The 17,083-nt window shown below is 70.5% G+C and carries 18 protein-coding genes and 1 tRNA gene; 8 read left to right on the forward strand and 11 right to left on the reverse strand.

Annotated elements, in window-relative coordinates; genetic code table 11:
- Positions 1-7 precede the first annotated feature (7 nt).
- Positions 8-2,218: an ATP-binding protein gene (locus tag ACMCNN_RS00070; RefSeq protein ID WP_412744131.1), complete on the forward strand. Its 2,211-nt coding sequence runs from the start codon at positions 8-10 to the stop codon at positions 2,216-2,218.
- Between the two features lie 3 nt (positions 2,219-2,221).
- Here ACMCNN_RS00070 and ACMCNN_RS00075 read toward each other — a convergent pair whose 3' ends face one another.
- Both ACMCNN_RS00075 and ACMCNN_RS00080 read right to left on the reverse strand, forming a co-directional pair.
- Entirely contained in the window at positions 2,222-2,707 is a 486-nt protein-coding gene (locus tag ACMCNN_RS00075) for an SRPBCC family protein (protein ID WP_412744132.1), read from the reverse strand.
- Entirely contained in the window at positions 2,704-3,078 is a 375-nt protein-coding gene (locus ACMCNN_RS00080) for a metalloregulator ArsR/SmtB family transcription factor (protein WP_412744133.1), read from the reverse strand. The genes ACMCNN_RS00075 and ACMCNN_RS00080 overlap by 4 nt, the downstream gene beginning before the upstream one ends.
- A 57-nt stretch (positions 3,079-3,135) precedes the next feature.
- Between ACMCNN_RS00080 and ACMCNN_RS00085 the strand changes: the two genes are divergently transcribed.
- From ACMCNN_RS00085 to ACMCNN_RS00095, 3 genes are all read left to right on the forward strand, one after another.
- Positions 3,136-3,519 (forward strand): VOC family protein, encoded by a 384-nt coding sequence (locus ACMCNN_RS00085; RefSeq protein WP_412744134.1) that lies wholly within the window; start codon positions 3,136-3,138, stop codon positions 3,517-3,519.
- A gap of 31 nt (positions 3,520-3,550) precedes the next feature.
- The gene (locus tag ACMCNN_RS00090; protein ID WP_412744135.1) at positions 3,551-5,083 is read left to right on the forward strand and encodes an FG-GAP repeat protein; all 1,533 of its coding nucleotides are present in this window, start codon (positions 3,551-3,553) and stop codon (positions 5,081-5,083) included.
- Between the two features lie 116 nt (positions 5,084-5,199).
- Positions 5,200-5,271, forward strand: a tRNA-Lys gene (locus ACMCNN_RS00095).
- Positions 5,272-5,463: 192 nt separating this feature from the next.
- Here ACMCNN_RS00095 and ACMCNN_RS00100 read toward each other — a convergent pair.
- The 3 genes from ACMCNN_RS00100 to ACMCNN_RS00110 form a co-directional block, all read right to left on the reverse strand.
- Positions 5,464-5,838, reverse strand: a complete 375-nt coding sequence (locus ACMCNN_RS00100) for a VOC family protein (protein ID WP_412744136.1) — start codon at positions 5,836-5,838, stop codon at positions 5,464-5,466.
- Positions 5,839-6,163: 325 nt separating this feature from the next.
- Positions 6,164-6,718, reverse strand: a complete 555-nt coding sequence (locus ACMCNN_RS00105; protein WP_412744137.1) for a hypothetical protein — start codon at positions 6,716-6,718, stop codon at positions 6,164-6,166.
- Between the two features lie 637 nt (positions 6,719-7,355).
- Complete coding sequence (locus ACMCNN_RS00110; RefSeq protein WP_412746988.1) at positions 7,356-8,978, reverse strand: diguanylate cyclase; 1,623 nt, start codon at positions 8,976-8,978, stop codon at positions 7,356-7,358.
- A gap of 248 nt (positions 8,979-9,226) precedes the next feature.
- Here ACMCNN_RS00110 and ACMCNN_RS00115 point away from each other — a divergent pair, with 248 nt between their 5' ends.
- Positions 9,227-9,634 carry a YciI family protein gene (locus ACMCNN_RS00115; protein ID WP_412744138.1) on the forward strand — a complete coding sequence of 136 codons (408 nt, stop codon included), beginning with the start codon at positions 9,227-9,229 and terminating at the stop codon, positions 9,632-9,634.
- A gap of 7 nt (positions 9,635-9,641) precedes the next feature.
- Positions 9,642-10,787 carry an RNA polymerase sigma factor gene (locus tag ACMCNN_RS00120; protein WP_412744139.1) on the forward strand — a complete coding sequence of 382 codons (1,146 nt, stop codon included), beginning with the start codon at positions 9,642-9,644 and terminating at the stop codon, positions 10,785-10,787.
- A gap of 55 nt (positions 10,788-10,842) precedes the next feature.
- Here ACMCNN_RS00120 and ACMCNN_RS00125 read toward each other — a convergent pair whose 3' ends face one another.
- Genes ACMCNN_RS00125 through ACMCNN_RS00140 form a run of 4 tightly spaced genes read right to left on the reverse strand, consistent with a single transcriptional unit; the run spans position 10,843 to position 13,629 of the window.
- On the reverse strand, positions 10,843-11,082 hold the full coding sequence (locus ACMCNN_RS00125) for a hypothetical protein (protein ID WP_412744140.1): 240 nt from the start codon (positions 11,080-11,082) through the stop codon (positions 10,843-10,845).
- A gap of 41 nt (positions 11,083-11,123) precedes the next feature.
- The gene (trpA, locus tag ACMCNN_RS00130; RefSeq protein WP_412744141.1) at positions 11,124-11,972 is read right to left on the reverse strand and encodes a tryptophan synthase subunit alpha; all 849 of its coding nucleotides are present in this window, start codon (positions 11,970-11,972) and stop codon (positions 11,124-11,126) included.
- Positions 11,969-13,174 carry a tryptophan synthase subunit beta gene (trpB, locus tag ACMCNN_RS00135; protein ID WP_412744142.1) on the reverse strand — a complete coding sequence of 402 codons (1,206 nt, stop codon included), beginning with the start codon at positions 13,172-13,174 and terminating at the stop codon, positions 11,969-11,971. Before trpB ends, trpA begins: the two co-directional genes overlap by 4 nt.
- Positions 13,175-13,230: 56 nt before the next feature.
- Positions 13,231-13,629: a winged helix-turn-helix transcriptional regulator gene (locus ACMCNN_RS00140; protein WP_412744143.1), complete on the reverse strand. Its 399-nt coding sequence runs from the start codon at positions 13,627-13,629 to the stop codon at positions 13,231-13,233.
- 110 nt (positions 13,630-13,739) lie between these two features.
- On the opposite strand from ACMCNN_RS00140, the gene ACMCNN_RS00145 reads away from it, so the two are divergent.
- Entirely contained in the window at positions 13,740-14,672 is a 933-nt protein-coding gene (locus ACMCNN_RS00145; RefSeq protein WP_412744144.1) for an SDR family NAD(P)-dependent oxidoreductase, read from the forward strand.
- Here the strand turns inward: ACMCNN_RS00145 and ACMCNN_RS00150 are convergent, their stop codons facing one another.
- Positions 14,673-15,275 (reverse strand): DUF4360 domain-containing protein, encoded by a 603-nt coding sequence (locus ACMCNN_RS00150; protein WP_412744145.1) that lies wholly within the window; start codon positions 15,273-15,275, stop codon positions 14,673-14,675. It lies immediately after the preceding gene.
- A gap of 76 nt (positions 15,276-15,351) precedes the next feature.
- The gene (locus tag ACMCNN_RS00155; RefSeq protein ID WP_412744146.1) at positions 15,352-15,999 is read right to left on the reverse strand and encodes a DUF4360 domain-containing protein; all 648 of its coding nucleotides are present in this window, start codon (positions 15,997-15,999) and stop codon (positions 15,352-15,354) included.
- 379 nt (positions 16,000-16,378) lie between these two features.
- Between ACMCNN_RS00155 and ACMCNN_RS00160 the strand changes: the two genes are divergently transcribed.
- Positions 16,379-17,014 (forward strand): DUF4360 domain-containing protein, encoded by a 636-nt coding sequence (locus tag ACMCNN_RS00160; RefSeq protein ID WP_412746989.1) that lies wholly within the window; start codon positions 16,379-16,381, stop codon positions 17,012-17,014.
- Positions 17,015-17,083: the final 69 nt, after the last annotated feature.

Here is a 17,083-nt window from a genome sequence, read left to right on the forward strand (position 1 = left end):
AGATCGCGTGGAACGCACGACAACGTGGCCGTCCGGGTCCGCAGCCGAGCCCGGGGCGTATCCCGAAAGCGCCGGTACCCGCCCGAGCGTCCCGGTCGCGCTGGCGCGGACGGGCGCGTTCGCCGCCGTCTACGCGGTCGCCTTCGTCGCCGGGCGGGCGACCGTGATCAGCGGCAGTTCCCTGGCCCTGCTGTGGCCGGCCGCCGGTGTGGCGATTGTCTGGTTCTGTGCCCAGCGTCGGTCCCCGATCCGGTGGGTGGATGCGCTCGCCCTGGCCACGATCGGGTTCGTCGGCAACGCGGTCACCGGCGCGGGACTCGGCCTGAGCGCGGTTCTCACCGTGGCCAACATCGTGAACGTGACGGTCTTCGTCGCCCTGCTCGGCCGCCGCCACCCGCACCTGTGGGGCGGCGGCGGTACGGCGCGGCTCTCCACTCCCAGGGAACTCGGCGGTGTCATCGGGATCGCCGCGGTCGCCGCGGTCGTCAGCGGCACGCTGGTGTGGGCGGAGGTCTGGCTGGTCGGTGGAGCGTTCGGCGGGCACGCGTTCACCGCCTGGGTGACCCGGCAGGTCGCCAGCACCATCGTGATCGGCGCGGCAGGGCTGTGGTTCGGCCCCGCGATCAGCGCCTTCCGGCAGCGGCACGGGTCGGTGGCCGGCTGGTGGCGCGACGCGGACCGGGAACTGCGGGCCATCCCCGCCCTGCGGGTCGTCGAGTACCTGGCCGTGTCGCTGTGCTCCGTCGGCGCGTACCTCGTCGGGTTCGTGTACGACGACGGTCTGCCGCTGGCCTTTCCGCTGATCGCGGTCACCGTGTGGGCGGCCATCCGGCTGCGTACCGGATTCGTCGTCCTGCAGACCATCCTGCTCGGTGGCGCCGCGGTGCTGTTCACCATGCACGGCGAAGGCCCGATGGCGGCGGTCGCCGACCCCCAGATGCGCGCGTGGCTCGCCCAGCTGTTCGTGGTCCTGGTCTCGGCGGTCGGGCTGGCCCTGGCCCTCGGCCGCGACGAGCGGGCCGAGCTCATCCGGGAACTGGCCGCGCAGAAGGAGTTGGAGACGCAGCACGCCGCGCTGATGAGCGCGGTCATCGACTCCATGGCCGACGGCCTGTCCGTCATCGACGCCGAGGGCCGGGTCGAGTTGCGCAACCCGGCCGGCGTACGCCTGTTCGGGTCCGGGAACACGGTCGATGAGGCGACGCGCCGGGTGCGTCACCTCGACGGCTCCCCGGTCACCGGCGAGACCCTGCCCTCCGCCCGCGCCCTGGCCGGCGAGAAGGTCGAACCCGTCGACGTCCTCGTCACCGACGCCGACGGGCATGACCCGCGCATCTTCCGGGTCTCCGCGACACCCCTGTCCGCGGCTTGCGGGGCCCGGCGCGCAGTCGTGCTGTTCCACGACGTCACCGCCGAACGCCGCCACCGCGACCAGCTCGCCGGGTTCGCCGGGGTGGTCGCCCACGACCTGCTCAGCCCGCTGACCGCGGTCGAGGGGTGGACGGAGGTGGCCGCCGAGGCGCTCGACGCCGCTCCGGAGCACCCCGCCCTGGACCGGTCCCGCGACAGCCTCACCCGCGTGACGCGCGCCGCCAACAGCATGCGTGGACTGATCAACGACCTGCTGACGTACACGACAGCCCGCGACGTGGAGCTGGCCCGGGTCCCGGTCGACCTGACCGGCATGGTCGCCGAGATCGCCGCCATCCGTACCGATGCGGCGGTGGCCGCGGGACGGCCGGAGCCGCAGGTGACGCTGGGCCGGCTCGACCCGGTGCACGCCGACGTCGGCGCCATCCGGCAGGTGCTGGACAACCTCATCGGCAACGCCGTCAAATACACCGCGCGCGGTGTCACCCCGATGGTGACCGTCACCAGTGCCCGCCGCGACGGCATCGTGGAGATCACCGTCGCGGACAACGGCATCGGCATCCCGGCCGGGCAGCACGAGGTCATCTTCGACGACTTCCACCGCGCGCACCTCGGCTCCGGCTACGCCGGTACGGGCCTGGGGCTGGCCATCTGCCACCGCATCGTCACCCGCCACGGCGGCACCATCACTGCAGAGGACAACCCGTTCGGTGGCTCCCGCTTCATCTTCACCCTGCCCGCCACCGACCCGCCCGGCGCCGACGACGGGGAGCAACTGGTCTCTCTCAACCTGCCCACGACGCCCGCGCCCACCCACGCCGACAAGGTCACCGCGCTCGCGGCGTGAGCGTCACTGCTGTCGCTGCGCCTCGAAGTGGTCCTTCATCGACGGGTAGTAGTCGTCGAAGCTCGGCATGGGCAGGCCGTCGCGGGCGGCCACCAGCGCGTCCAGGTAGAACTCCCAGCCCGGGCCGATCTCGCCGACGCCCCCGGTGTCGGTCAGCCGCTGGGTGAAACGCAGCTCGGTCACGCCCGCGGTCTCGGTGAGCACCATGTCCAGGTACCAGTTGCCGTGCTCGCTCACGGTGGACAGGGCCAGGCGGTGCGGTGGGTCGCACGCGTCGACGGTCATGTCCATCCAGGGGTGGCCCTCCTCCTGGACCATCTGGACCTTGATGGTGTGCCCCGGTGCCCCGTCGCCCTGCCACGGGCCGAACCAGCGGGCCGTGCGTTCCGGGTCGGTCAGGCTCGCCCAGACGTCGTCCACGGGCGCACGGAACGTACGGGTCAGCACGAGATCGTTGCCGAACAGTCGGCCGGTGGGTGTGGGGCTCATGCGGTCTCCTTCTGGGATCGGTCGGTGGCCCGGGATCGGTCGGCGCTCGTACGCCGCTCGCGGCGGGTGCGATAGACCTCGGTCTCCAGCGCGTCGAGGCGGTGGTGCCAGCCGGACGGGCGCGTCAGGCGCTCCAGCCACCCGGCCAGCTCGTCGAGCGGTGCGGTGACCAGTGCGTACATCCGGTGGCGGCCGTCGGCGGTGTCGCGTACGAGGCCGGCTTCGCGCAGCACGCGCAGGTGGCGGCTGACGGCCGGCCGGCTGATCGCGAAGCGGTCGGCGATCTGCCCGGCGGAGAGCGGTTCGTCGCGCAGCATCAGCAGGATCTCCCGCCGTACCGGGTCGGCGATCGCGCCCGCCACCTCGTCCACGCCGGAAGCGTAACCTCTTGGTTACGCGTCCGCAAATCTCGTTCTATGGTGTGTGGCATGGCTTGCCGCATTACTGAACTCGTCCTCGACGCGCGCGACCCCGACCTGCTCGCCCGGTTCTGGTGCGAGGTCCTCGGCTACGTCCAGCTGGACCGCACCGACGACGGCGACATCGAGATCGGCCCCGCCGGCGTGGGCTTCGGCGGCGCGCAGCCCACCATCGTGCTCAACCGCAGCGACGAGCCCAGAACGGGCGGGCTGCGTCTGCACATCGACGTCAACCCCACCGACCGCGACCAGGATGCCGAGCTGGAGCGACTGCTCGCGGCCGGTGCCCGGCCCACCGACATCGGGCAGACCGGCAACGAGAGCTGGCACGTGCTCGCCGACCCCGAAGGCAACGAGTTCTGCCTGCTGAGGCAGCGGATGTCGCCGGTGTAGTGGGCTTGCGCGGCGCTGACATCATGCGCCCATGCACAAGCGTGGATCCATGGTGCGCCTGCTGGCGGGCGCCTGCACCGGACTGATGCTGGCGGTCGCATCCCCCGCGCACGCGGCCGCGCCGAGCGTCACCGGCACGCCCGCCTGCCATCCGGATCCCGAGGCCGGCGGAAGCTTCAGCGACCTCGACGGCGACGGCGAGGCCGACACCGTGGTGGGCATGCCGGGCTACGACGCGCATGCGGGCGCCATCGACGTTCGCGGCTCGAAGGGCCCGGCGCGGGTCATCACCGCCACGATGGTGGGCGGTGGCCGGAACGCGGCGTTCGGCACCGCCATCGCGATGGGCGACCTCGACCGCGACGGGTGCGCCGATCTGGTCGTCAGCGCACCGGGTCGAAAAGACGTCGGACGGGTGTACGTACTCTTCGGCGGTGTCGGCGGTATCGACACGGCGCACATCCTCACCCTGCCGCGCGGCGCGGGCGCATCGAGCGGGTTCGGCCAGGCGCTCGCCCTGGAACGGCGCGGCGAGGGCAGAAGCATGGTGCACGACCTGTACGTGGGCGCGCCCAACGCCACGGTCCGTGGCCAGCAGGGAGCCGGTCAGGTCTACCGCTACACCCTGCGGCCCGACCGTGCGAAGCGGGTCGTCGCCACACTCGGATTCGTCCGCGACCAGGACTCCCCCGGGGTGCCCGGTGTGTCGGAGAAGGGCGACCACTTCGGCGCGGTTCTCGCGGCCGCGTGGAACGGCGTCCTGGTCGGCGCGCCGGACGAGAGCGTCGGCTCCGCGCGTGGCGCCGGGGCGGTGTGGTTCCTGGGCGTCGACAGGAACGGCGCGCCGGCGCAGACCCAGAGCTGGACGCAGGACAGCCCGGGGGTACCGGGCGGCGCCGAGGCCGGGGACCACTTCGGGGCGTCCCTCTACTCCGGAGGGTGGACCACGCTGATCGGCATCCCCGACGAGGACGAGGGGGACAAGCGCGACAGCGGAATGGTCCAGGTGCTGCACCGAAGCCAGTACAGCAAGGGATTCCAGCCGGGACCGGCGATCACCCAGGATTCGCCCGGCGTCCCCGATGTCAGCGAGGCCGGTGACCGCTTCGGCGCCGCCGTCGCGGTCGGCGCGGACCTGTTCTGCCGGGAGTCGTCCGACTCGGCGATCGGAGCCCCCGGCGAGGACGTGGGCCAGGTCCAGGACGCGGGCACCGTCACGCTGATCGCAGACGCCGACGCCTGCCCCGCCCGAGTGGTCCGCCAGGGCGCCGGACTCGACGAGGAAGCCGAGGCGGGCGACCAGGTCGGTGGAGTGCTGCGCATCGCCGTCGCGGGCAACCCCGACGTGGATGAGGGCTACGCCGACCGGCTCCTGATCGGTGTGCCGTCCGAGGACGTCGGCGGGGTTGCCGAAGCCGGGCTGGTGCAGCCGCTGGTCGACACGCTTCAGCCGTTGCGCAGCAGGATTCTCGTCGACGGAGGGTCCGTCCCGTTCCTCACGTACTCCGGGGATGCGTCGGGGCTTGCGGGCTACGGCTCGGTGCTGAGCAGCCCCAGCCGCTGAACGGCGTTCGGTGGCCGGCCCGGCGGGGCCGGCCACGATGCGCGACGCCGCCCGGCCGAGTGTCGGGAAAGGCGCGCGCCTGGCTGCCAGGGCCTCGGGTAGCCTGTTGAAACGGCGGGCCGCTAGCTCAATGGCAGAGCTGTGGACTTTTAATCCATAGGTTCGGGGTTCGAGTCCCCGGCGGCCCACTCCAACCCCCGGTAAGAGCGGCAATAGTGCCGCCTCGCCGGGGCCCCAGCGGCGCCGTACAGCAGCGGGCCGCCGACGGCAGTGGTCAAGGGACCCCCAGCTTCTTCAGCGCCGCGCCGCACCTGTTGCGGGGCGGCTGACCAAGGGAAGATCTGGCCTCAGTCGTCGCCGGGATAGCGGATGCGCACGTCTCACACGTCCGGGATCAGCGTCGTGACGCAGAACGGGTGGCCCGCCGGATCGATCAGGACACGCCAACGATCGGGCGCGGGCTGCTCGGTCGCCTTCCGGGCGCCGATCGCCAGTGCCTGCTCCTCAGCGGCGTCGAGGTCGTCAACAGCGAGTTCCAGGTGCAACTGCTTCGGGATGGGACCACTCGGCCAGTCGGCGGCCCGATGGTCGTCAACGCGTTGGATGGTGAGCAGCACACCCGCACCCTTGAGTGCGATGAAGTCCCCGGACTCGAAGAACACGTCGAGACCGAGTAGCCGCTGGTAGAAGCTGGCGAGTGGCGAAGGGTCAGCGGCGTCCAGGGACACGGCTGCCAGCCGGGCGATCGCAGTCATGGGCACATCCAACCCGATCAGAAGCTGGGAAGCTGCCCCGGCATCGGCACCGTGCCGCACGGGAGACCCAACCCGTCCGTGCTCACCATTCAGCCGAAGGTCAATCGGGCGTTCTGCCGGTGACGGCACGGCACCGGCAGGCGAGGGGTAGTGCCGCGCCGCACCACGGACGTTGCAGCTCCCGGCGCCGGCCGTACGACGCCTCCGGCGGGGAATCTTCGACAGAGTCGGCGCTTCGGAAGCCCGTTCGGGCGCTGGTGGCCAGGGGCGGGGTCGAACCGCCGACCTTCCGAGCGTCGGGCGGACATCCGAGCGCGTTCAGCCTTCAGGAGACCTGACGCATACGTTGCTGCAGCGCGGGTTCCAGCTCGCTGCCGTAGGCGTTGTCGAAAATCAGTTTCTGCACGTGTGGCGGGAAGATGCGCCGGACATCTGGCTCCCACAAGCTTCCGTTACCCGGTCCGACGACCTTGACGGGATCTGCCAGACGCACGGCGAGCGGCATCGAAGACCCGGAATCAGGCTCCCCATTCCCGTGTGCCGTGCTGCACAGCGCCCACACGTACGCCGTCCTCACCTGCGGTAGGGCCGACACGGCGGGGGGCTCGGTGCCAAGGATGCGAACCGCGCAGAACAGCCGACCAGTAGTTCCCAGCGGCGCGTCCGGATCCTCGAAGCCCTCCAGGGCACGAACCACTCGGGCGTTCAGTTCATTACGCACGTCGACTGCAGGCTCATCCTCGGTGAGACGCCAAGGCTGCAGCCATGCCACGCAAGCGCCGGCCGCCAACATCAGCACCGTGGCACCGGCGATCCACGCCATGCTGATCTTGCCGACGGGTACCAGGTTGATCGTGCTGGCGGGCCGTCGTTTTTTCACCGCGCGAGCCTAGAACCGGCGGGCCATCCACGGGCCAGAGGCCAAGTCCCCGTACGGTCACGAACGGGCAGCAATGGGCACCACCCTGGACCTATGAGCTGCCCTTTTGGTCAAGCCGGGCTCCGCCGGACGATCTTCCAAACTGAGAGTGCGGGCCGGACCCTCGGCAGGATGGCGAGAGCTTGTCATGCGGTGCCATGATCCGCTCATGGAGCACTACGTTCGCCCGGATGACGCCGACGACTCGGAACCGCTGCCATCTCGCCAACGGGAGCCGCTGCACCAACGGCTCGTGCGCTGGCTTTCGGCTGTGGTCGCTGACCGACCTTCTTCCGGGCAATCGCCGAACTTGATACGCAACTGGGACGGAACCGGCACGGTCGTCTCCAGCAGTCATGGCGGCGGCGGGGGCGGTGCCTGAAGTAGCCGAAATGCTCATGCGCCCGACCCCATCCTGACCCCCAACGGAGCGCAACGGCCCGGGCCTCTTGACGATCTGAGCGGCGGAGCCGACCACCCTGCACAGCTCTACGGATCACAAGGTCTGCGGTGGCGGTACAGCGACGTCAGCAGCCGCTGCGCATCGCCGCCGACGACACGACGGAATAGATCTCCACCGAGAACCGAGCGAACGGTATTACCGGGACCCGTCGCGGGCAGGCGGGTCGGTGACGATGCGGTCGCGGCCGGCGCTCTTGGCGGCGTACAGGTTGGCGTCCGCGCGGCGCAGCAGTTCGGTCTGCCCGTCGCCGGGTCGGCTGAAGGTCAGTCCGATGCTGGCGGTGACCGGCAGCGTGCCCGTCAAAGGGGTCCAGTCGTTGTCGCGGATCGCGGTGCGCAGATGTTCCAGCCGGGTAACCGCGGTCTCCACGGTGGCGGCGGGCAGGACCAGGAGGAACTCCTCTCCACCCAGTCGGGCGGCGAATCCTCGTTGGTGGCGGCGTTCCCGTGGCGCGGTGTCGCCCAGTGGCTGGTCCACCACGGCGGCCAGCAACTGGGCCAGAACCTGCAGGACCTGATCGCCGGCGTGGTGGGAGCAGGTGTCGTTGATGCGTTTGAAATGGTCCAGGTCGATCATGGCGGCGGCGAGCGTGCCGGACGTGTCGCGCAGCAGGGCGGGCAGTTCGGCGTCGACGAACCGGCGGTTGAGCAGCCCGGTCAGCGGGTCGCGTACGGCCTGGGCGCGGGCCCGTTGGCCGGCCTTGCGGGCCTCGGTGGTTTCGTAGATCGCCTGCATGGTCTGTGCTCGGGCGTCGCGTTCGGCGGAGAACAGGGCAATCGCCTCGGAGTGGAACGCCTTGTGACAGGCGAACGCCTCGGCATACCGGCCCCGCGCGGCCAGGAGTTCGGCCTGCTCGCCCTGGGCCTGCACCAGCCTGCTGGCCAGGCCCCGTTGCTCGCACAGTTGACGGCACACCACGAGGGTCGCCTCCGCCGCATCCAGGTCGCCCTGCCGCCGGTACGCCTCGGCCAGTGCCAGCAGGCAGGACGCGCGGCCGTCGATTTCCTCGTACTGGTCGGCGCCGGCATCGTCCAGCGCCGGTTGCAGCACGGCCACCGCGTCGGTGAGGCGGTCCGCCTGCAGCCATACCCTGCCCACGGTGTCCCGAGCGCAGTAGTCCAGGCGAACCCCGTGCTGTTCGGCGAGGGCGAGCATGGTGTGCACAGCGTCCAGCGCCGCCTCGTTCTGCCCGGCCTGGTATTCGCAGTAGGCGAGATTGTTGTAGACCCGGACGCGGCTGAAGGGGCGGCCCACCGCGGCCGCCAGTGCCGCCGCCTCACCGAAGCGGGCGCGCGCCGCCACGAAGTCGCCACTGCCGCCCAACGCGTTCGCCAGCGCCATCACGCACTGGAAACGCAGGTGGTCGCCGGCCTGCTCGCCCAGGTCGTCGACGGCCTGCATCGACCGTACGGCGTGCTCCAACGACAGCGGCAGGTCGCCGAGCTGGCCGAAGAAGGCGGTCATGTGGAAGTGGCTCATCGCCAGTACGAAATGGTCGGTGTGGGCCGCCGCCCACCGGTTGACCGTGCGGAAGATCCGGCCGCTGGCCGGGATCTGACCCTGGCAGCCCAGCACGTACCCCTGCGTCAGCCGGGCGCGCATCTGCAGATCGGTACGGCCGAGCCGGCGCGCCGCGGCGTCGATCCGACGGGCCTTGGCCATGGCGTCTTCCAAGCTGCCGGTGTCCCAGTCATGCCGCTCCAGCACGGTCAACTGGGCTGCGAGGTCCTCGGCTGCGCCTTCGACCCCATCGTCCATCGTCACTCCCACGCCACCTGCCGCCCGTACGCCAAGCGCATTCACCCCCTGTCCATCGGCAGCCCAAACCGGTCACTGAGGTGTTTCGCGCTCACCAGCCGGCGGGGTCGGGAGCGCGCGAGCGCGGCGAAACCGCCGACAACGGAAGGCCCAAAAATCTTCGGCCGCGATGTCGAGAAGCCGTGACCGGCTCCGTCCCCGAGGTGAACGCGACGACAATGGTCGCACCAGCACCGAGGAGAATCCCCATGGCCAAGTACCTGCTGCTCAAGCACTACCGCGGTGCCCCGGCTCCGGTCAACGACGTGCCGATGGACCAGTGGACGCCGGAGGAGATCTCGGCCCACATGCAGTACATGCACGACTTCGCGGCCCGGCTGGAAGCGACCGGCGAGTTCGTCGACGGTCAGGCGCTCGCCCCCGAGGGCACGTTCGTCCGGTACGACGGCGAGGGCCGCCCGCCGGTCACCGACGGCCCGTTCGCCGAGACCAAGGACCTCATCGCCGGCTGGATGATCATCGACGTCGACACGTACGAGCGTGCCGTCGAGCTGGCCGGAGAGCTGTCGGCGGCCCCCGGCGCGAAGGGCGAGCCGATCCACGAGTGGCTCGAACTGCGCCCGTTCCTGACCGCGCCGCCGACCATCACGGAGTGACTCCCGCGTGGATGAGGTCCTGATCCGGAGCCTCACACCGGGCGTGCTCGGCATTCTCGTCCGCCGCGGAGCCGACTTCGCGGCGGCCGAGGACGCCGTCCAGGACGCGCTCGTGGAGGCGGTGCGCGTCTGGCCGTCCGACCCGCCGCGGGACCCGAAGGGCTGGCTGGTCACGGTCGCCTGGCGACGGTTCCTCGACGCGACCCGGGCGGACACCGCCCGCCGCCGGCGCGAGGACCTCGCCGACGAGGAACCGGCACCGGGTCCCGTGCCGGCGGTGGACGAGACCCTCCAGCTGTACTTCCTGTGCGCCCATCCGTCGTTGACGCCGGCGTCCGCCGTCGCGTTGACGCTGCGGGCCGTCGGCGGGCTGACCACCCGGCAGATCGCCGAGGCGTACCTGGTGCCGGAGGCGACCATGGCGCAACGCATCAGCCGGGCCAAGCGGACCGTCTCCGGCGTCCGGTTCGACCGGCCCGGCGACGTCGCCACCGTGCTGCGCGTCCTCTATCTGGTGTTCAACGAGGGCTACTCCGGCGACGTCGACCTCTCCGCCGAGGCCATCCGGCTCACCCGGCAGCTCGCCGCCGCGATCGACCACCCCGAGGTGTCGGGGCTGCTCGCCCTGATGCTGCTGCACCACGCGCGGCGCGCCGCACGCACCGCGCCCGACGGCAGCCTCGTGCCGCTCGCCGAGCAGGACCGCAGCCGGTGGGACACCCGGCTGATCGGCGAGGGTGTCGACGTCCTGCAGGCGGCTCTCGCGCGGGACCGGCTGGGCGAGTTCCAGGCCCAGGCCGCCATCGCGGCACTGCACGCCGACGCGCCCACCGCCGAGGAGACCGACTGGGTGCAGATCGTGGAGTGGTACGACGAACTCGCGCACCTGACCGACAGCCCGGTCGTCCGGCTCAACCGCGCGGTGGCCGTCGGCGAGGCCGACGGAGCGCGCGCGGGACTGGCGGCGCTCGCGGAGCTGGACGCCTCGCTGCCCCGCTACACGGCGGTGGCGGCGTACCTCCACGAGCGCGACGGCGATCCGGCGATGGCCGCGCGGATGTACGCCGAAGCGGCCCGGAAGGCACCCAACCTCGCCGAACGCGACCACCTGACACGCCAGGCCGCCCGCCTCAACTCCCACCGCAGTCGCTGACACACCGCGTTTGCACGGACCGTCGATCCGCGTCCGTGCCGCGCTGGGAACGCCGTCAGGCCACGCCGGGCCGGGCGTCGCCGCGGGGCGGATCCGCCGGGCCGTGCGTCTCGACGAGGTCGGCCAGGTCGATTCCGGCCTCGTCGAGGACGCGGTGCACAGCGGCGATGCTGAGCCAGTCGAGCTCGTTCTCGCCGTGCCGGATCCGATACCAGCGGGAGCGGCCGCGCTTGACCACCTCGACGCGCCACGCGCCGTCCGGGGTCTGCATCGCGTACTCGATCACCGCGTCCATCCGGCCGACGCTACGCCGCAGGTCAGCACGGGTGCACGGGCTCAACCGGAACTACCTTGAGGTAATTCGCGCTCGTCGAGGGCGCTGCGGAATCCCGCGACGAGTTCCCGGAGCCGGTCCGGGGTGGCGCCGTCCAGCACCTCCCGCATGAGGGCGGAGGCCACCACGACGCCGTCGGCCGCGCCCGCGGCCCGCGCGGCCTGGGCGGGCGTCGACACCCCGAAACCGATGAGTACGGGCGGCCCGCCCGCGTCCCTGGCGTTCCCGGCCAGCACGAGGGCGCGGTCGTCGAGGGTGTCCCGTTCGCCGGTGGTGCCCATGGTGCTGACCGCGTACACGAAGCCGCGGCTGCGGGCGCAGATCTGCCGTACCCGAAGGGGTGGGGTGCTGGGCGCGACCAGCAGGACCAGCTCGATGCCGTGCCCGGTCGCGGCCGCCTCCAGCTCGCCCAGCTCGTCGACCGGGAGGTCGGGCACGATCAGCCCGGCGACCCCGGCCGCCGCCAACCGTCGGCAGAACTGCGTGGCGCCCGCGTGGACGACCAGGTTGGCGTACGTCATGACGACCACGGGCACGCGGAGCCGGTCACGTACGGATGCGAGGTCGGCCAGGATGCCCTCGACCGTGGCGCCCCGGGCAAGGGCCCGGTCGGACGCGCGCTGGATCGTCACGCCGTCCAGCATCGGGTCGGAGAACGGCAGCCCCACCTCGACCGCGTCCGCCCCGGCCGCCTGACAGGCCAGCACGTACCCGGTCCAGTCCGCGGTGACCCCGCCGGTCATGTACGGAACGAGGCGGGGACGACCGGCGCCCCGCATGGCGGTCTCCAACGCACCGCGCCCCGGCGCCCCCGAGGCGCCGCTCTCGGCGGTCCGCGACGGGGCGCTCATCGGGCCGCCGCCGTCATCAGCGCGGGCATGTCCTTGTCGCCGCGCCCGGACAGGGTGAGCAGCACGGTGGATCCGGTCGGCAGCTCGGCGGTGCCGGCCGCGCGCAGCACCCAGGCGACGGCGTGCGCGGATTCGAGCGCGCACAGGATGCCCTCGGTGCGGGCGAGCCGGCGCAGCGCGGGCACCACCTCGTCGTCGGTGACGGTGACGTAGCGGGCGCGCCGGATGTCACCGAGATACGCGTGCTCCGGCCCGACGCCGGGATAGTCGAGCCCGGCCGCGATGGAGTGGGCCTCGGCGACCTGCCCGTGCTCGTCCTGCAGGACGCGGCTGCGGTAACCGTGGACGATCCCGGAGACCCCGTCGGTCATCGCGGCCCCGCCGGCCGCCTCGACACCGATGAGCCGCGCATCCGTGTCGACGAACCCGGCGAACGTCCCGGCCGCGTTGGAGCCGCCGCCGACACAGGCGACGACGTGGGTGGGCACGGCCGTGGGCAGTTCCGCGGCGCATTGCGCGCGGGCCTCCTCGCCGATGACCCGCTGGAATTCCCGGACCATCCACGGGTACGGGTGCGGCCCCATCACGGAGCCGACGCAGTAGTAGGAGTCGTGGACGGCGGCGACCCAGTGCCGCATGGCCTCGTTGCAGGCGTCCTTGAGCGTCCGGCTGCCGCTGCGGACTCCGATGATCTCGGCTCCCAGCATGGTCATGCGGAAGACGTTGAGTTCCTGGCGTTCGATGTCGCGTTCGCCCATGAAGACCGTGGCGTCGAGGCCGAACAGGGCGGCGGCGGTCGCGGTGGCCACGCCGTGCTGTCCGGCGCCGGTCTCGGCCAGCAGGCGGCGGCGCCCCATCCGGTGTGCCAGCAGCGCCTGCCCCAGCACATTGTTGATCTTGTGGGACCCGGTGTGTGCCAGATCCTCGCGCTTGAGCAGGACGGTGACGCCGAGTTCGGCGGAGAGGTTCGCCGCCGGGGTGAGCGCGGTCGGGCGTCCGGCGTGGACGGCGCGCAGCCGTTCGAGCCGGTGCCGGAACGACGCGTCGGACCAGGCTTCCCGGAATGCCTCCTCGACCTCCGCGCACGCGGCGACCAGCGATTCGGGTACGTAGCGGCCACCGAACTCGCCGAAGCGGCCGCCCGCGACGGGCTCGGCCATCATCGCGCGGGCGGCCGTGGGTGCGGCGTTCACGACTGTCATGTCATCTCCCAGAGTTCTATAACTCTCCGAGAGAGTGGCAAACAGTTCTAGAACTGTCAAGCCTGTCCGGCAGCGCGGGCGTCGAATGCGGCGCGGGCGTCCAGCACGTCGGCGAGGTTGGCCTCCGCCCAGTCGCGAACCCCGCCGAGCAGGGCCACGGCGCGTAACCCGAGATCGGTCAGCGCGTACTCCACGCGGGGCGGGATCGTCGGGTACTGCGTGCGGGTGACCAGGCCATCGCGTTCCAGGGTGCGCAATGCGTGCGTGAGGCTCTTCTGCGTGATGCCGTCGAGGCGCCGGCGCAGCTCGCCGAAGCGCAACGGGCCCTCGCGCAACGCCGGAACGATCAGCACCGTCCACTTGCTACCGATCATCTCCAACACATCCCGCGACGGGCAGGCCCGCAGGTACGCGTCGGCGCCCCCGTGGACGCGCAGGTCAGTCTTGGTATCCATTCAGTACCTATATACCTTCAAGGTGCCTACTTTCCACCGGCTACCGATATGCGAAACGATCGATCACGGCGCGGCCACGGGGGTGCGCGCCATCGTCGCGAGGAGCCGTGATGGGTAGGCAGCAGACCGGGGCCGGGTGGGCGATGACCGGCCGGGTGGTCCTCGTGACCGGCGCGACCAGTGGCATCGGGCGGGCCACCGCGACCGCCCTGGCTGCTGCCGGCGCGACGGTGCTGGTGCACGCGCGGACCAAAGCCCGCGCCCAGTCCGCCGTCGAGGAGTTCAACCGCGCCAGGGGCAGCGCCAGCGAGAGTGCCGGCGCCAGCGCACTGTTCGTTCCGGTGGTCGGTGACCTCGGATCCGTCGCGGGTGTGCGCGACGTCGCCGCCGAGGTGCGACGGGCGGCTCCCGGTGGCCTGCATGTAATGATCAACAATGCGGGGGCGGCATTTCCCCAACGCGGATTGTCGCAGGACGGGGTGGAACGCACTATTGCCGTGAATCACATCGCTGTCGCCGCGTTGACCCGCGAGCTGCTCGGTCTTCTGCGCGACGGGGCCGCCACGGCCGGACGTCCGTCCCGGGTGGTAAATGTGTCCTCATCGCTCGAAAGCCGGGGCAATCCGCACTTGGCGGATTGGTCGTATCCGGACCGGTTCAGCCAATTCCAGGCGTACTGCGACGCGAAATTGATCAACCTGGCGTACAGCTATGTGTTGGCCGCGGCGGTGGCCGGCAGCGGGGTCACGGTCAATTGCGCCGATCCGGGCAGCGTGGCCACCAGCTTCGGGCGTAATGGCGGTGGCTTGTTCAGAGTGATCCAGACGCTTGGTCGCCCTCTGCTGGCCACCCCGGAGAAAGGTGCGCGCACCAGTATCCGGCTGGCCGCCGATCCCGCATTGGACGCCGAAAGCGGAAATTACTACCGGGCGGGCGAACCGTACGCGTCATCCGCGGCATCGCGCGATGCCGCCTTCCAGGAGCTGGTGGGCCGGCGCACCGCGGCGATGCTCGGCGGTGCGCCGGCCGAGGAACTGCGGTGATCAGCGGGAACAGGACCGCCAGGCCAGCCGGTACGTGGTCCCGAAGCTGCCGTCCGTGGAGTCCATCACGATGAAGCTGGTCTGGCCAGGCGCGGTGCCCGCGTCGGCCACCAGCTCGGTGTCGATGGTGAACTTGCGGGCCTTGCCGCACGGGCCGAACACCACCGGATCGGTGCGGTCGGTGACCTGCCAGTCGTCGGCGTACGGGCCGGTGAACGGATGCTCGACCGGGGTGGGCTGCGGATCACCCTGGAACCGGTAGGAGGCCCGCAAGGCGGCCTTCGCCCCGGTCGCCAGGGAGGCGAAGCCCCGGTAGTCGGCCTGGGTCACCGCGTACGCGACGCCGTCGGGCACCTGGAGCTGCACGGTGAGCTTGCACTTCTGGGTCGCGTCGCCGGTCTTCGCGTCGCCGCCCGCCGCCGCGAGATATGCGCTGTAGGTCACCGTGAAGGCCTGCCGGTCGGGGGAGAGGGCCACCGCCACGGTGCCGGGCCGGCAGCTCGACCCGGCCGCGCTCACCACCTCGATGACCACACCGTCCGGTGGGGACGGTGGTGTGGCGAGGGGCGCGATCAGCAGACCGGCCAGCAGCGCGCGCCTCAACGCGTCGCGCCCTGCTCGATTGCGCCACGTAGGCCCCGTCGAGGTGCGACGGGGCCTACGTCAGCGCGGGTAGCGGTCAGCACTGCCGCCACTGGAAGTTGACGAGGGTGTAGACGTCACCCTCGGAGGCACGCAGCGAGATGCTGCTGGTCGCCGACGAGGAACCCGCATCGACCCGCAGCTCCGTGTTGACGTTGAGGCTGCGCGTCACACCGCAGGGTGCCCAGACCAGCGAGGCGGCGCTGGTGATGTCGACCGTGTGCCAGCCGCCGTTGAACGGGCCGGCGAAGTAGTGGTCGGCGTAGTTGTTGTCGGACGACCCCTGGAGGTAGTAGTTGGTGCGCTCCAGGGCCGTGGCGCCCGGCTCCAGGTGTGCCCTGCCCCAGTAGTCCGCGCGGGCGATCGCGTACGTGAAGCCCTGCGGGATGTGCACCAGCAGGTTGACCTGGCAGTTCTTACGGATGTCGGTGGGGTTGCTGCTGCCACCGTCGGAGGCGCGGAAGTTGGAGTAGTAGATCCGGAATCCGGTGTTGTCGGGCTGCATGCTGACCCAGGCCGTGCCGGCGGGGCAGCCGGAGCCGTTGACTGTCTGCACGTCGAGCGTGACCTGCCCGCCCGGAGGTACGGAGTCCTCGGCCTGCGCCGGACTGGGCAGGGACAAGGTGGTGAGAGCGATCGCGGTCGCGAGGGTGAGCAATCTCGCGCCGGCCTGCCTGAAGGTCATGGGGGGTTCCCTTCCTGGGCGTGTCCCGAAGATTACATATCGACCTCAATCAAAGCCTAGGGCGAATGCTAGCGATGGGCCATCGGAACAACAAGAACTTCCCGGAGCCAGTGAAAACTGTTTGGGAATTAGTGATCTTCGGATCTTCTCCTGTGGCATTTATTCGGGCTATTTCCGACTAAATGGGAGGCCCTTGATCCATTTATTGACGACCTTGGGGTGCCCTGCCATTCTGGGGAGTTGATCCATGAATTCATCTGAGGATTCAACATTACACATTGACTGCTCTCGATTAGCTAAATAGCATGGCCGCATCACGGACGCCGCTGAGGCTTTGGAAGGAGTCCTTATGCGCAAGGCGTTGACCATTTGCTGCGCCATGCTTGGGGTGTTGGCGTCGACATTGTTTGCCGGCCCGGCATCGGCGACCGGCTACCTTGATCTCCCCGTACCCCCACCCACCGACCGGATCGTCATCGACGTGGTGACCGTCAACGGCACCGGCTGCCCGGCCGGGACCGCCGCGATCGCGGTGTCACCAGACAACACCGCCTTCACCGTCACGTACTCCGCGTACACCGCGCTGGTCGGTGTCGGGTCGACATCGACCGACTGGCGCAAGAACTGCCAGCTCAACATCGTCGTGCATGTCCCGCAGGGCTTCACGTACGCAATCAGCAAGGTGGACTACCGCGGCTTCGCGTCGCTGGCTCCGGGTTCCAGCGCCATCGAGCGGGCCAACTACTACTTCCAGGGTCAGTCGCAGACCGCGTACATCAGCCACCCGTTCACCGGGCCGCTGGGTGACGACTGGCAGACCACCGACGAGGTCGCGGTTGCCGCACTGGTCTGGGCACCCTGTGGGGCGCTGCGCAACCTCAACATCAACACCGAGCTGCGGGCCATGGCCGGCACCTCGGACACCGCACACACCACGAGCTTCATCACGATGGACTCCACCGACGGCGCGATCAACACCACCTACCACTTCGCCTGGGCCAACTGCCCGCACTGACCGCCCGATACGGAGCGGACCGGGCTTGATCCGTGAACCCCGGACCTTCGGGGAACGGCACCAAACCTC

The sequence above is a fragment of the Krasilnikovia sp. MM14-A1004 genome (assembly GCF_047159485.1).
GTDB lineage: Bacteria > Actinomycetota > Actinomycetes > Mycobacteriales > Micromonosporaceae > Actinoplanes.